General features: G+C 50.9%; 13 protein-coding genes, 1 pseudogene and 1 other annotated feature. Of the genes and pseudogenes, 11 read left to right on the top strand and 3 right to left on the bottom strand.

The features are described from left to right. The first annotated feature begins 90 nt into the window (after positions 1 to 90). Positions 91 to 840, top strand: a complete 750-nt coding sequence (locus DW47_RS0112050) for a YoaK family protein (protein WP_029686667.1) — start codon at positions 91 to 93, stop codon at positions 838 to 840. A gap of 270 nt (positions 841 to 1,110) precedes the next feature. On the opposite strand, the pseudogene DW47_RS17715 reads toward DW47_RS0112050, so the two are convergent. Further along, positions 1,111 to 1,366, bottom strand: a pseudogene (locus DW47_RS17715) (IS3 family transposase); the annotation flags it as partial. Between the two features lie 1,254 nt (positions 1,367 to 2,620). Here DW47_RS17715 and sbcB point away from each other — a divergent pair. Beyond that, positions 2,621 to 4,051 (top strand): exodeoxyribonuclease I, encoded by a 1,431-nt coding sequence (gene sbcB, locus DW47_RS0112045; RefSeq protein WP_029686666.1) that lies wholly within the window; start codon positions 2,621 to 2,623, stop codon positions 4,049 to 4,051. 95 nt (positions 4,052 to 4,146) lie between these two features. Here the strand turns inward: sbcB and DW47_RS0112040 are convergent, their stop codons facing one another. Both DW47_RS0112040 and DW47_RS0112030 read right to left on the bottom strand, forming a co-directional pair. Then, on the bottom strand, positions 4,147 to 5,511 hold the full coding sequence (locus DW47_RS0112040) for an APC family permease (RefSeq protein ID WP_029686665.1): 1,365 nt from the start codon (positions 5,509 to 5,511) through the stop codon (positions 4,147 to 4,149). 388 nt (positions 5,512 to 5,899) lie between these two features. After that, a complete protein-coding gene (locus DW47_RS0112030; protein WP_029686664.1) occupies positions 5,900 to 6,730 on the bottom strand; it encodes an SDR family oxidoreductase in 831 nt (276 codons plus the stop codon). A gap of 214 nt (positions 6,731 to 6,944) precedes the next feature. Continuing rightward, positions 6,945 to 7,062: a sequence feature (His leader region), on the top strand. Between the two features lie 57 nt (positions 7,063 to 7,119). Between DW47_RS0112030 and hisG the strand changes: the two genes are divergently transcribed. The 9 genes from hisG (at position 7,120) to DW47_RS0111985 (ending at position 15,105) form a co-directional block, all read left to right on the top strand. Continuing rightward, entirely contained in the window at positions 7,120 to 8,019 is a 900-nt protein-coding gene (gene hisG / locus DW47_RS0112025; RefSeq protein ID WP_029686663.1) for an ATP phosphoribosyltransferase, read from the top strand. Between the two features lie 3 nt (positions 8,020 to 8,022). Beyond that, positions 8,023 to 9,330 carry a histidinol dehydrogenase gene (gene hisD, locus DW47_RS0112020; protein ID WP_029686662.1) on the top strand — a complete coding sequence of 436 codons (1,308 nt, stop codon included), beginning with the start codon at positions 8,023 to 8,025 and terminating at the stop codon, positions 9,328 to 9,330. Continuing rightward, entirely contained in the window at positions 9,327 to 10,406 is a 1,080-nt protein-coding gene (gene hisC, locus DW47_RS0112015; protein WP_029686661.1) for a histidinol-phosphate transaminase, read from the top strand. The genes hisD and hisC overlap by 4 nt, the downstream gene beginning before the upstream one ends. Next, the gene (gene hisB, locus DW47_RS0112010; RefSeq protein ID WP_029686660.1) at positions 10,403 to 11,470 is read left to right on the top strand and encodes a bifunctional histidinol-phosphatase/imidazoleglycerol-phosphate dehydratase HisB; all 1,068 of its coding nucleotides are present in this window, start codon (positions 10,403 to 10,405) and stop codon (positions 11,468 to 11,470) included. The genes hisC and hisB overlap by 4 nt, the downstream gene beginning before the upstream one ends. Further along, positions 11,470 to 12,060, top strand: a complete 591-nt coding sequence (gene hisH / locus DW47_RS0112005) for an imidazole glycerol phosphate synthase subunit HisH (RefSeq protein ID WP_029686659.1) — start codon at positions 11,470 to 11,472, stop codon at positions 12,058 to 12,060. The genes hisB and hisH overlap by 1 nt, the downstream gene beginning before the upstream one ends. Next, positions 12,060 to 12,797: a 1-(5-phosphoribosyl)-5-[(5-phosphoribosylamino)methylideneamino]imidazole-4-carboxamide isomerase gene (gene hisA / locus DW47_RS0112000; RefSeq protein WP_029686658.1), complete on the top strand. Its 738-nt coding sequence runs from the start codon at positions 12,060 to 12,062 to the stop codon at positions 12,795 to 12,797. Before hisH ends, hisA begins: the two co-directional genes overlap by 1 nt. Then, a complete protein-coding gene (hisF, locus tag DW47_RS0111995; RefSeq protein WP_029686657.1) occupies positions 12,779 to 13,555 on the top strand; it encodes an imidazole glycerol phosphate synthase subunit HisF in 777 nt (258 codons plus the stop codon). The genes hisA and hisF overlap by 19 nt, the downstream gene beginning before the upstream one ends. Beyond that, positions 13,549 to 14,169, top strand: a complete 621-nt coding sequence (gene hisIE, locus DW47_RS0111990; RefSeq protein WP_029686656.1) for a bifunctional phosphoribosyl-AMP cyclohydrolase/phosphoribosyl-ATP diphosphatase HisIE — start codon at positions 13,549 to 13,551, stop codon at positions 14,167 to 14,169. The genes hisF and hisIE overlap by 7 nt, the downstream gene beginning before the upstream one ends. Before the next feature lie 165 nt (positions 14,170 to 14,334). Then, positions 14,335 to 15,105: a MurR/RpiR family transcriptional regulator gene (locus DW47_RS0111985; RefSeq protein ID WP_029686655.1), complete on the top strand. Its 771-nt coding sequence runs from the start codon at positions 14,335 to 14,337 to the stop codon at positions 15,103 to 15,105. Positions 15,106 to 15,113: the final 8 nt, after the last annotated feature.

Raw genomic sequence — 15,113 nt, 5'->3', positions numbered from 1 at the left:
CCTGATTAGGAGAATACTTATCCCTGCAGGTTTATTTTTGTTTAATTATTAAACACTACTGCTGTTACAGATGGATAAGGTGGGCTCGGAATGTTGATAGAAAAGAAAGGTGGCCGTTCTTGCCGTGAAGACAGGCAATTAGCAGTGGCACTGGCTGGGTCTGCAGGAGTGCTGAATGTTCTCGCTCTGGGAGCTTTTGGGCTGTTCCCTTCCAACATGACCGGTAACGCCACTCAGCTATCCACCGAAGTGTTAGAATGGGATAAATCACAGATGTGGCGGCTCATTCAATTAATTGTTTGCTTTATTGCTGGAGCCTTTACCTCACGGGCGCTGGTCGCAGCAGGTAAATATTTTCAGATACGTACGATCTATGCGCATATCTTACTGGCAGAAGGATTATCACTAACCCTACCAGTAATTATCAGTCTATGGCTACCCTTCAGCCCTGATCAGAGACTGCTAGTCGATGGTCTAGGCTTTCTGCTTGGGTTACATAATGCCACGTCCACTCAATTGACGCAGGGCAAAGTGCGCAGTACTCATATCACTGGAACACTGACAGATGCTGGTATCAGTATGGCTAACCTACTGCTGCAGCCACTGCTAAAACATTCGGAAGAAGAGCGTCGGCGTTATCGCTATCTACTGAGTATACATTTGACCGCAATCTGTTCGTTTTTTACCGGCGGGCTGATTGGTATTTTTTCATTTCACCTTTTTTCAATGCTCGCCTTCTCCGTATCAGGCATTCTGTTAATTCTGGTCGCCTCTGTCAGTATCTTCCGCGCAGTCAAATATCAACGTCGCTTTTCCTTTTCTGCGCGCTCAGCAGTGTGAACCTTAACTCGCTCCCTCGACGATACTTTGCATAAAAAAACCCACTTGCGTGGGTAATGGGGTTATCGGGTGAAGGGATGTTGAGAACCGAGTTGAGGTTCACTTTGTGCTTCACAACTTAAGTGTAGTCATAAAAAATGAGTTTAGGGGGCAGGAACAATAAAAATGTTGATACACAGTATGAGGGGCTCAGAAATGGCTCGCTAACGCTTATCCTCGACAGTCACGGATAATCCAGACACTTTCTATTCGTTGCTAATTCAGCCGCTACACCCGCTTAATCCCACATCGTTGCCTGCTATTTTTCAGGTCGAGATGGTTCTTGCGATAGCCATAAACGCAACCGGACTCCAGCCAGAACTGGTTGATTTGTCCTGTCAGTCTGAAATCCACTCGGATGAACACTCAGCACTCGACAAAGCAGACGAATAGGCCAACAGCAGGAGTTGTCACGGATAAAGGTGCAAATCAGTCGGACAGATTTACGAAGTACGCCGCAGCTTTTTAGTATGTCAGGTTCGTTTGAAAAGTGTGAACTTTAGTTTTCTGTTCCGCACAGGGGTGTGCATTCAATGCCTCAAAATCCAGCATTGCCATTTCTATTCCCTGTTGATTGCATTAAACAACACCCAATAGGGTGCTCTGTGATGCAGATGCTATAATTATCCCTGACTATAGGAGGATGATTTGAATAGATTAATCATTTTTGTTGCGATAATTTTCTTGGTTCCTGGCTGCTCACAAAAACATCAATACCATAATGATACACCTGACTGTATGAACTATAGGGCGATGATGACAGCACCAATGCCGCCAGATGCAATAAATAGACTTAAAGAGAACTGCTTAAAATCGATTACAACCCAACACTGAGAGCCGTCATTAAAGTAGTTCTCGGGTTGGTTATTTCTTCACCTTAGCAACCTGTCCCTCTTGGAGAGTTATCAGTACGCCTATCAGAAATCCACGTTCACTACGCAGGCAACGCCTTCAGCAACTCGACCTCATGAGAAATATTCGACAGCACTTGTCGGATCACGCTGCGCAGTAACGATTTTAATTTAAGGATCCATAATAACAAAGTTCTCAGTCGACATACTGCCTACGGATGCACCAACTCATTGCGGAACGAAGCTGAGAGAGAACTTGCCGGCCTCGACGCGGATTGAATCTCTCCTCCTTAGTGAAGAAATCTACCCATTCCCGAGTGGTAATTTGTTCTAAAGGCCTGTCAGTAAAGACTCCGTCCATGATTTTGATAACCGTGGTCTGATATAGGTGTTGTGTCTTGGGACGCAGCGAAGTAACAACACAGTTATCGTTCCAGTATGAGAGGCAATCAGCAACGGTTACCGATCTGGGCTCATCTTTGTTAAGGTGCGATTTCGGATCCACACCTGAAAAGTAAAGATCACGCAATTCTGTTACTATCTTTCTGGCCTGCTGAAAAGATACTGCCAGTTAACGACCGAGGGATACCCGTTAAACGGAACCCTTCCAGCGGTAGCGATACTGGAAAGTGATCATCCCTTAGGGGTTATCCTTGCGCCGAGCTCTTCGGTATCTGTTATTTCAGCTGGGCCATAGTATGGTTTGCCGAGTAACTTTCTGAGTTTTACATCGATGATTGCCATTTTTGTATTCTGTACACACCGAAATGAAAATGGTGTACGCAATATGGCATGTGCAAAAGAATACAGGCCTGTACCATTACAAACAGAAATGTACGATAGGGCATTGATTTAAATGTACAAAAAACAACAAAACAATACGGTTATGTATGAAACCTAACAACGATGTACAACCAACCTTCCTGTTTCACGATTATGAAACCTTCGGTAAGCATCCGGCGCTCGACCGACCTGCGCAGTTCGCTGGCATCCGCACCGATGCAGAATTTAACGTTATCGGCGAACCGGAGGTATTCTACTGCCGGCCGGCGGACGACTACCTGCCACAGCCAGAAGCAGTGATGATCACCGGTATCACCCCCCAACAGGCGATCGCCAAAGGGGTCACGGAAGCAGAGTTTGCACAGCGGATCCATGCCCTGTTCAGCGGGCCAGGTACCTGTGTGGTGGGCTATAACAATATTCGCTTTGATGATGAAGTAACACGCAATATTTTCTACCGTAACTTTTTCGACCCTTACGCCTGGAGCTGGCAAAACGGTAACTCACGCTGGGATCTGTTGGATGTGATGCGAGCCTGTTATGCCTTGCGTCCCGAGGGGATCCACTGGCCGGAAAATGAAGAGGGCTTTCCCTCCTTTCGCCTCGAACACCTGACCAAGGCGAATGGTATCAGCCACGAACAGGCCCATGATGCCATGTCCGATGTGTATGCAACACTGGCGATGGCCAAACTGGTTAGAGAAAAACAGCCGAAGCTGTTCGAGTTTCTGTTCCGTCATCGTAATAAAAATAAGCTTCAGACATTGATCGATATCCCACAGATGAAGCCCCTAGTCCACGTATCCGGAATGTTCGGCACGGCACGGGGTAATACCAGTTGGATAGTGCCGCTGGCTTGGCATCCTGATAACCGTAATGCCGTGATCACTTTAGATCTGGCTGGAGATCTTCAGCCGTTAATTACTGAAGATGCTGACACCCTGCGTGAACGTCTATACACACCGCGGGAACAATTGGGCGATGACTCACCGGTACCGTTGAAGCTGATACATATCAATAAATGTCCAGTACTGGCACCGGCCAGCACCCTGCGTCCGGAGGATGCACAACGGCTGGGTATTGACCGTCAGTTCTGCTTGGATAACTTGGCTTTATTACGTCAGCATCCCGATATCCGCGAAAAAGTGGTGACAATATTTGCGGAACGCCGTGACTTTGACGAGCTGAATGATGTGGATGCCCAACTGTACAGCGGTTTTTTCAGTGACGCCGATCGCCAGTCGATGAACATTATTCGTACTACTGATGCAGTAAACTTACCGGCGCTGGATCTGACGTTTGCCGATGATCGTATTGCCCCCCTGCTGTTCCGCTATCGCGCCCGTAATTTTGCAGGCACCCTCGATGAGCAGGAACAACGCCAGTGGCTGGAGCATCGCCGCGAGGTATTATCTGCCCCACGGGTTGAAGCCTATATCGCTGAGCTGGAACAATTGGCTACTCTGCATCAAGACGACCCGCAAAAGCTAACGCTATTAAAGTCTCTCTATCGCTACGCTGAAACCCTGCTCAGCTAAACAACATATTATCGAATAACGGTTATGCCAAAACCATAAAAAAGCCCCGCAGGGATAACCGAGCGGGGCTTTTTAAGCTTAGGTTACAGCGCGAATTATAAACCTTCTTCGCTATACTGTGGCACCGGCTTACGGAAAGCACGGGTGACACAGGCCAAGTAGATAATACCAATAGCGGCCCAGATCAGACCTAGGGTCATTGAGCTCTCTTCCAGGTTCAGCCACAGTGCGCCGACTGTCAGGGCACCCAATACCGGCAGAACCAGATAATGGAAGTTATCTTTCAGGGTTTTGTTGCGCTTTTCACGGATCCAGAACTGCGAGATCACCGATAGGTTAACAAAGGTAAACGCCACCAGCGCGCCAAAGTTAATCAGCGCCGTTGCACGGTCAAGGTCAAAGTTGATGGCCAGTAAGGCAATCACACCCACCAGGATCACGTTATAGGTCGGTGTTGACCATCTGTGTGAGATATAACCGAAGAAACGGTGCGGGAAAACACCATCACGGCCCATCACATACATCAGACGCGAAACACCGGCGTGGGCAGCCATTCCTGATGCCAGTACGGTCACACAGGAGAAGATCAGGATGCAGAACTGGAAGGTGCGACCTGCCACGTACAGCATGATTTCAGGCTGGGAAGAGTCCGGATTTTTGAAACGTGAGATGTCTGGGAAGTAAAGCTGCAGGAAGTAAGAGACACCCACAAACAGTACACCACCGATCAATGCCGTCAGAAAGATAGCACGCGGAATGGTTCGCTCTGCATCTTTGGTCTCTTCTGACAGTGAACTCAGACCATCAAAACCGAGGAAAGAGAAACAGAGTATGGTCGCCCCAGTGATCATCGGCACCACATGGGCATCCGAAGACCAGAAAGGCTTGGCACTAGTCAGGGTACCGGCACCGATACCGTCGTGACCCACGCCATACATGATCAGACCGCAAATGGCGATCATCACAGCAATCTGCAATACGACGATGATACTGTTAAAGTTCGCCACCGTTTTCAGCCCTTTCAGGTTGGTCACGGTCATAAAGATCACCAGCAGTACCACGAAGATCCACGAAGGGATGCCCGGCAACAGGGATTCAAAGTAACTTTTTGCCAGTAAAATATTAATCATTGGCATAAACAGATAGTCCAGCAGAGAGGACCAACCGACCATAAATCCGACATGTGGACTGATGGATTTTTGAGCGTAAGTATAGGCAGAACCGGCTGACGGGAAGCGTCGAACCAGTTTTCCGTAACTTACGGCAGTAAACAGGATTGCGATGGTCGCAAAGATATACGCAGTCGCAACATGACCACTGGTCACGCCTGAAACGATACCGAAGGTATCAAACAGGGTCATAGGCTGCATATAGGCTAGGCCAATCATTATAACTGGCATCAGCGTCAGTGTTTTTTTCAGGCTTGCACGCTTAGGTGCGGCAGAGGGATTAGTTTGCATTATTGATGCCCCCTTCGGTAACAATCTGGGCAGATTGTGTCGCAAGGGAGTTCCGCAGGGTACGGAAAGAAGGTTCAGACATGTGTACGTTGCAGGTCGCGCCGTAGTCGTCGCGGAAGCGTGCACCAGACGCATCTGGTAAAGTGGTGAAAAGCCCCATCAAAATTTCCTCTGACTCACGCCATAGCGTGTTTTTAATGACTATCTCTCCGGAAAATGTCCGGCCCCGTAAGGTTTGTTTTTATAACGTTAATGCAAAAAAAATAACCGATACTGTAATAGGCATCGGTTATTCTCAAATTTGCAGGGGCGCATTCTGCCTAAAAACACCCGTCAGTACAAGCGATTATCACACCACCTTCGGAAAAAGCCGAAAAAGTCGCGAACATCAGGAAACAAACGGCATTTCGTAGGGATCTGGCCACTGATAGCGGAAATTACGCTGCTGACAAATACGCTCTCCTGACACCTGTTTTCCCCTTTCCTGTTGGTCCGGACCGTCAAAACGTGGCGTTTGCCAACCCGCTTGTTGGGTCAGCCGGGTGTAAAAAGCTTCACGACTTGGGTGGCCCGGCGCACACAGATTATAGGTGGTAGCGGCGGAAGGTTCCTCGAGCAGTAACACAATTGCCGCAATCACATCATCTAAGTGCACCAAATTCACTGCCTGCTGCCCATGATTGAGCCCCGTTTTACCCGCCAGAAACCGCCCAGGATGACGCCCTGGCCCAACTAAACCAGCCAGACGCAGAATATCCACCGATGTCCCCGGCAGATCATGTAGCCATTGCTCCAGTTTTACCAAGGATTTACCGGCGGGTGTCACAGGATCCAGTACAGTGGTTTCATCACAAATGCCGATGGCCTCACCATAGACTGAGGTAGAGCTAGTAAATAGGATACGTGGGATATGACGTGCTAACGCCATATCGACAATATTTTCCACCGCACGAATATACTGTTCGCTGGTGTCTACTGTGCGCCGTGCTGGCAACGTGATAATCAGGGCATCAGCGTTCAGCAACTCCGCGAGGTCTTCAGCATCACAGTGTATTTCAGGATCTAGATCCAGCCGTTTAGCCTCAATGCCACTGTTACGCGCAGCCTGGACGCCATCTTTCGTTGTTTTAGTACCGCTCACCGCCCAGCCTCTTGCCGACAGAGCTCTGGCCAGCGGCATGCCTAACCAGCCCAGTCCAACGATTGCCACTTTTTTCATCTGATTACCTGCCTCTATCATCTTTTGTAAGATAAGCCTGCGATAAACAAAGATCTTATTCCTGTGAGGGTTTACAGGCCAGTATAATTGTATAAACAAATTTATGATTATGTATGGAAAAAAGGGTTGCCAGTGCCCCTGAATTTGGTTAGGTTACTTGCAAGACACACGAAACTTTAATCGTTGGAAAAATTATGAATCGCATCCGTATTAACCATCATCACCATCACCCTGACTAGTCTTTCAGGCGATGTGTGCTGGGAGACGAAAAGATCTTCCAGTGGTTTGGATGCACAAAAACCCCGGAAGATTTCTTCCGGGGTTTTTTTATGGACACGATTTTAAAAATAATAATTCCGCTCAGGAAAAGCACTAAGAGGACAGGACAGATGTTAGATAACAAACGTATCCGCATTGCGATGCAGAAATCAGGTCGTCTCAGCGACGAATCCCGTGAACTGCTGAGCCGTTGCGGCATTAAAATTAATCTGCAACAACAGCGTTTGATCGCCTTTGCAGAAAATATGCCGATCGATATTCTGCGGGTGCGCGATGACGATATTCCGGGTCTGGTGATGGACGGTGTGGTTGACCTGGGAATTATCGGCGAAAACGTGCTTGAAGAAGAGATGCTGACCCGCCAGGCTCAGGGCGATAATCCGCAGTACACCACACTGCGCCGGCTGGATTTTGGTGGCTGCCGCTTATCACTGGCAATGGCTGCCGATGCCGATTACACCGGACCGGAATGTCTCAACAATAAACGCATCGCAACCTCCTATCCTCATCTGCTTAAACGTTACTTCGACAGTAAAAACCTCTCTTTCAAACCTTGTATGCTGAATGGCTCCGTTGAAGTAGCACCACGCGCGGGCCTGGCCGATGCTATCTGTGACCTGGTTTCCACCGGTGCGACTCTGGAGGCCAATGGCCTGCGCGAAGTGGATGTTATCTACCGCTCTAAAGCCGTCTTGATCCAGCGTGAAGGGGAAATGCCGACGGAAAAACAGTACCTGATCGATAAGCTGATGACCCGTATTCAAGGGGTGATCAAAGCCCGTGAGTCCAAATACATCATGTTACATGCCCCGTCTGAACGTCTGGAAGAGGTTGTTGCTCTACTACCAGGCGCAGAACGTCCGACTATCCTGCCACTGGCTGGAGATCAGGCACGTGTCGCCATGCACATGGTCAGCACCGAAACCTTATTCTGGGAAACCATGGAAAAACTGAAAGCGCTGGGCGCCAGTTCTATCCTAGTCCTGCCGATTGAAAAGATGATGGAGTAAGCGATGAGCGGCTTCGAGACTGTGATTGACTGGAATACCCGTTCTGCGGAACAACAGCAAGCATTGCTGAAACGTCCGGCCCTCTCCTCCTCCGATACCATCAGTCAGACGGTTCACGATGTGCTGACGCAGGTTCGTGAAAAAGGCGACCAGGCCCTGCGCGAGTTCAGCACAAAATTTGACCGCGTGACACCGCAACAGTTTGCCGTGTCAGCGCAAGAGATTGATGCAGCAGTGAACCGTGTCAGCGAAGAGCTGAAAGCGGCGATGCAAACCGCAGTAGAAAATATCGATATGTTTCATCAGGCCCAGGTATTTCCTGGGGTGGATATTGAAACTCGCCCAGGGGTACGCTGTCAGCAAGTGACTAGGCCGATCCGTTCGGTAGGACTCTACATTCCTGGGGGATCCGCGCCACTGTTCTCGACAGTACTGATGCTGGCAACCCCGGCGCGCATTGCTGGCTGCGAAAAAGTGGTGCTCTGCTCTCCGCCGCCGATTGCCGATGAGATCCTGTTTGCCGCCAGACTGTGCGGCGTCAGTGAAGTGTTCCAAGTCGGTGGTGCACAGGCGATTGCCGCCATGGCCTTTGGCAGTGAAACCGTACCGAAAGTGGATAAAATTTTCGGCCCAGGCAACGCTTGGGTAACCGAAGCTAAACGCCAAGTCAGCCAGCGTTTAGACGGGGCAGCCATTGATATGCCAGCAGGTCCATCTGAAGTCTTGGTCATCGCTGATGAGCAGGCAACTGCGGCCTTTGTTGCCTCAGATCTGCTCTCTCAAGCAGAACATGGTCCAGATTCGCAGGTGGTGTTACTGACTCCTTCCACCACACTGGCAGAAGCTGTCGCCGATGAAATTAACCGTCAGTTAGCAGTATTGCCGCGTGCCGATACCGCCCGTCAAGCACTGGAAAGCAGTCGTCTGATCGTTGCCCGTGACCTGCAACAATGCATTGAAATCTCCAACCAATACGGTCCAGAACATCTGATTATTCAGACCCGTGATGCCCGCCAATGGGTGGAGCAGATCACCAGTGCAGGGTCAGTGTTCCTCGGCGACTGGTCACCGGAATCTGCCGGCGACTACGCCTCTGGGACAAACCACGTATTACCGACTTACGGTTATACAGCGACCTACTCAAGCCTAGGCCTGGCGGATTTCCAAAAACGCATGACTATCCAAGAGTTATCACCGGTCGGATTCTTAACGCTGGCACCGGCGATTGAACAATTGGCGGCAGCTGAACGTCTCGATGCCCACAAAAATGCCGTTACGTTACGGGTAAATGCCCTTAAGGAGAAAGTATGACAGGTTCCGTTGAGCAACTGGCACGTAAAAATGTCAGAGAGCTGACCCCGTATCAGTCTGCCCGTCGCCTGGGGGGCAAAGGGGATGTCTGGTTAAATGCTAATGAATATCCGCTGGCAGTGCCGTTTGAACTCACTCAACAGACACTGAACCGTTACCCGGAATGTCAGCCCGTGCAGGTGATCGAACGCTACGCCGGTTACTGCGGACTGGAGAGCAATCAGGTGCTGGTCAGCCGTGGTGCTGACGAAGGTATCGAACTGCTGATGCGCGCTTTCTGTGAGCCGGGACAGGATAAAATTATGTTTTGTCCGCCGACCTATGGCATGTACAGCGTCAGCGCGGAAACCTTTGGCATTGAGGCGATCACCGTTCCTGCCCGCGAGGATTGGCAACTGGATCTGCCCGCCATCCTCAGTCAGCTGGATGGCGTAAAGCTGCTGTATCTGTGCAGCCCGAATAACCCAACCGGTAACCTGCTGAATAGTGAAGATATTCGTAAGCTTCTGGAAGCCACCGCCGGTAAAGCACTGGTGATTGCCGATGAAGCCTATATCGATTTCTGTCCAGAAGCCTCTCTAACCGGCTGGATCAGTGATTATCCGCACTTGGTAGTACTGCGTACTCTCTCCAAGGCCTTTGCGCTGGCAGGGCTGCGCTGTGGTTTTACCCTCGGCAGCCCAGAGGTGATAAGCCTGCTGTTAAAAGTGATTGCCCCCTACCCGCTGTCCACGCCGGTAGCGGACATCGCCGCCCAGGCACTGAGTCGCGAGGGCCTCGCGGCCATGCGCAAGCGTGTGGCAGAGCTGAATGACACCCGTCAATGGCTGCTGGAACAGTTACAGGCCTGTCCACTGGTGACCGCTGCCTATAACAGCTCCACCAACTACTTACTGGCAAAATTTGACGACTCCCCGCAGGTGTTCCGTAGCCTTTGGGATCAGGGCATTATTCTGCGCGATCAGAATAAAAACCCAGGTCTGGCTGGCTGCCTGCGTATCTCTATCGGCACCCGACAGGAATGCGAAATCCTAATGACTGCCCTGAACAACATGACATCTGCGGAGAACGCATGAACCAGAAAACCCTGTTTATTGACCGCGACGGTACCCTGATTTCCGAGCCTCCCGTTGATTTCCAAGTGGATCGTCTGGACAAACTGCGCTTTGAGGCCGGGGTTATCCCTGCGTTACTGAGCTTGCAGGCTGCCGGTTATCGTCTGGTAATGATCACCAATCAGGATGGTCTGGGCACCGACAGTTTTCCTCAAGCCGATTTTGACGGCCCGCATAACCTGATGATGCAGGTGTTCACCTCTCAGGGGATCCATTTTGATGAAGTGCTGATTTGTCCACATAAGCCGGAAGATGGCTGTGACTGTCGTAAACCCCACACCAAGATGGTCCTGCCGTGGTTAGAAGACGGTGTGATCGATCAAGCCAACAGCTACGTGATCGGCGATCGTCAAACCGATATCACTCTGGCAGAGAATATGGGCATCCAGGGGATCCGCTATGCTGAAGAAGAAAACTTCTGGCCGCAGATCACCGAGCGTCTGACCCGTCGAGACCGTCATGCTCTGGTACAACGCAATACCAAAGAGACGCGTATTACCACAGAGGTATGGCTGGACCGTGAAGGTGACAGCAAAATCAGTACCGGAGTCGGCTTCTTTGACCATATGCTGGATCAAATTGCGACCCACGCCGGTTTCCGCATGAATATTGATGTTAAAGGCGATCTCTATATCGATGATCACCATACTGTCGAAGATACGGGTTTGGCGCTGGGTGAAGCACTGCTAAAAGCGCTGGGGGATAAGCGCGGTATTGGCCGTTTCGGCTTTGTGCTACCAATGGACGAATGTCAGGCACGTTGTGCGTTGGATATCTCTGGTCGGCCTTATTTGGTGTATAAGGCCGAGTTTAATTACCAGCGGGTCGGCGATTTGAGCACCGAGATGATCGAGCACTTCTTCCGCTCACTCTCCTACAGCATGGCCTGTACCCTGCACCTGAAAACCAAAGGTCACAACGATCACCATCGTGCAGAAAGTCTGTTTAAAGCCTTTGGTCGTACCTTACGCCAAGCCATTCAGGTCAACGGTAATACGTTGCCGAGCTCAAAGGGAGTTCTGTAATGGATGTGGTTATTTTAGACACTGGCTGCGCTAACCTCTCTTCGGTGAGATGGGCGGTAGAACGTCTCGGCTATCAACCTGTCGTCAGCCGAGAGAAGCACGTGGTCCTCAACGCCGATAAATTATTTCTGCCAGGCGTAGGCACCGCCCGTGCCGCCATGGAACAGCTGCGTGAACGCGAACTGGTAGAACTGATTAAGACCTGTACCCAGCCGGTGCTGGGGATCTGCTTGGGAATGCAACTGCTAGGTCAGCGCAGCGAAGAAAATACCGGCATCGATACTCTGGATATTATCCATGAGCCGGTGGCGCAGATGGAAACCGGTTCATTGCCACTGCCGCACATGGGCTGGAATCAGCTAACGCCACAAGCCGGCCACCCACTGTTCCGTAATATTCCTGCGGAAAGCTATTTCTACTTTGTGCACAGCTACGCCATGCCGGTGAATGCTTGCACCATCGCCCAATGTGATTACGGTCAGCCGTTCTCCGCTGCGGTGCAGAAGGATAATTTCTACGGCGTACAGTTCCATCCAGAGCGTTCAGGAAAAGCCGGCGCTCAATTGATTAAAAATTTCCTGGAGATGTAATGATTATCCCCGCTCTTGACCTGATTGAAGGTACTGTTGTTCGTCTACATCAGGGAGATTATGCCCAGCAACGTGATTACGGTAATGATCCGCTGCCACGCCTGCAGGCTTACCAGCAGGAAGGTGCCGAGGTACTGCACCTGGTTGACCTGACCGGTGCTAAAGATCCGGCCGCCCGACAGATCCCACTGCTGAAAAAATTACTGTCCGGCGTTTCCGTGCCGGTACAGGTAGGTGGCGGTATTCGTAGCCGCGAAGATGTGGCCGCCTTATTGGCCGCCGGTGCTGCACGGGTGGTGGTAGGCTCGACCGCTATCCGTCAGCCACAAGAAGTGAAAGCCTGGTTTAACGAGTTCGGTGCCGATGCCATTGTCCTAGCCTTGGATATCCGAATTGATGAAAATCAGCGCAAAGAAGTAGCGATCAGCGGTTGGCAGGAAGCCAGTGGTATCACTCTGGAACAAGTCATCGAAGATTATCAGTCTGTGGGCCTGAAACATGTACTCTGTACTGATATCTCCCGCGACGGTACCTTGGCTGGTTCTAACGTCGAGCTGTATCAGGAAGTGACCGCCCGCTATCCGCAGGTGGCGTTTCAGTCCTCCGGTGGCATCGGCTCATTGGACGATATCGCTGCCCTGCGTAACAGTGGCGTCAAAGGCGTGATCGTTGGTCGTGCCCTGCTGGAAGGTAAATTCACCGTGACGGAGGCTATTGCATGCTGGCAAAACGGATAATTCCTTGTTTGGACGTGCGCGACGGCCAGGTCGTCAAAGGCGTCCAGTTCCGTAACCACGAAATTATTGGTGATATCGTCCCGCTGGCAAAACGCTATGCAGAAGAAGGTGCCGATGAATTAGTCTTTTATGATATCACCGCCTCATCCGATGAGCGCGTGGTGGATAAAAGCTGGGTGTCTCGGGTCGCAGAAGTGATTGATATCCCGTTCTGTGTGGCGGGTGGTATCAAATCTGCCGAGCAGGCCGCGCAATTGCTCTCCTTCGGTGCTGATAAAATTTCGATCAACTCGCCAGCCCTGGCAGACCCGGACCTGATCAGCCGTCTGGCGGATCGCTTTGGGGTACAGTGCATCGTGGTGGGTATCGATACCTGGTGTGATGAAAATACCGGTCTATACCATGTTAATCAGTACACCGGGGATGAATCCCGGACCCGAGTGACCCAGTGGCAGACTGCTGATTGGGTACAGGAAGTACAGAAACGTGGCGCTGGCGAAATTGTCCTCAATATGATGAATCAGGACGGCGTGCGTAATGGTTATGACCTCAAACAGCTGAAAATGATCCGTGAACGTTGTCATGTGCCGTTAATTGCATCCGGCGGCGCAGGCACCATGCAGCACTTCTTAGAGGCGTTCCGAGACACCAATATCGACGGTGCGCTGGCGGCGTCAGTGTTCCATAAACAACTGATTAATATTGCAGAGTTAAAAGCTTTCCTGCAATCCAATGATGTGGAGATCCGCGCGTGCTAACCGCAGAACAACTCTCCCAGCTCGACTGGGAAAAAACCGACGGCATGATCCCTGCCATCATTCAGCATAAAGTCTCAGGCGAAGTCCTGATGCTGGGCTATATGAATGCACAGGCGCTGGAAGAGACACTGACCAGCGGCAATGTGACCTTCTGGTCACGCACCAAAGGCCGCTTATGGACCAAAGGCGAATCCTCCGGCAACTTCCTGAAAGTCGTGAGTATCACCCCAGATTGTGACAATGACAGTCTGCTGGTCTTAGCCAATCCGCTGGGGCCTACCTGCCATACCGGTACCAGCAGTTGCTTCTCGCCAGCAGAAAGCGACTGGGGATTCCTTTATCAGTTAGAGCAATTACTGGCCGCACGCAAGTCGGCGGATCCGGACAGCTCCTACACGGCCAGTCTCTACGCCCGCGGCACCAAACGTATCGCTCAGAAAGTGGGTGAGGAAGGGGTTGAAACTGCACTGGCGGCTACCGTCAATGACCGCTTCGAACTGACTAACGAAGCCTCGGATCTGGTCTACCACCTGCTGGTACTGTTACAAGATCAGGAACTCGACCTTAGCGCAGTGATCAATAATCTGCGTGCTCGTCATCAAAAAGCAGAGTAATCAGCTGCTATCCGTCCCGGTAACCCGCCGGGACGGCGTTTTACAATAATTCCCCGCTCTCCCCGCCTAAAATTCTACTGCCATTATTAAATTTTCGGTGACCGATCGCCAAACCCCATTCCGAATCACGCTAAGCTGCAGACTAGCACCTTATGGGAGGGTCCGATGAATTATTATTCCAGTCCGGTCTATACCAGACTCTCAGAGTACTTGTTTAACTGCCGAAAAAACTCGGTAAATGTCCGTATCGCGCTGGTATTACTGCGTAAAATAGATCAGTTTCCCGCCATCAACATTGAAGAAGTGGCGCTGCAGGCCCATACCACACCGCCCAGTGTCACTCGCTTTTGTAAACAGCTCGGTTATCCCCGCTTCCTCGCACTTAAACAGGATCTACAGCCTTACCCAGGTGCTTGGCTGTCGCCCTCCACCTCTTACCCACAACCGGGACTACAGGAAATAGACTGGCAACAGGTTATCCATCGCCACCTCTCCCAGGCCACTTGTCGACAGATTGCCAGCGCATTGTTTAGTAGCCGCGAACTGTTGCTGCTCGGAAATGACTACAGTTTTACCTGCTCCAGCTTACTGCGTGAGGTGCTAACCTGTGACCAACGTAAGGTCTACCAACTGCACCGCCAGAGTGACAGCCAACTGTTAGCCGCCTTTATCCGCCAGTGCGACACGGTGCTACTGACCGACCTGACCGGCGACTGGCGGCGGCACCATCCGGAGTTAGTTATACCACTGAGCCGGTCTACCACTATCTGCTTCACTGCCTGCCCATCACCGGGTTTTGATTACACCTTAGACTTCAGTCGCATCCCAGGATTCTTCCGCTCCCATTACTTTTCGTCACAGATGCTGGTCAGCACAGTCTGTCATCTGCTCCACCAGACAAGCCTGCTGACGGCGGCCACCTCCTCATTTTCCTAAATCTGAAA

Source organism: Tatumella saanichensis, from assembly GCF_000439375.1.
GTDB lineage: Bacteria > Pseudomonadota > Gammaproteobacteria > Enterobacterales > Enterobacteriaceae > Tatumella > Tatumella saanichensis.
This window is presented reverse-complemented; position numbering and strand designations above follow the sequence as displayed.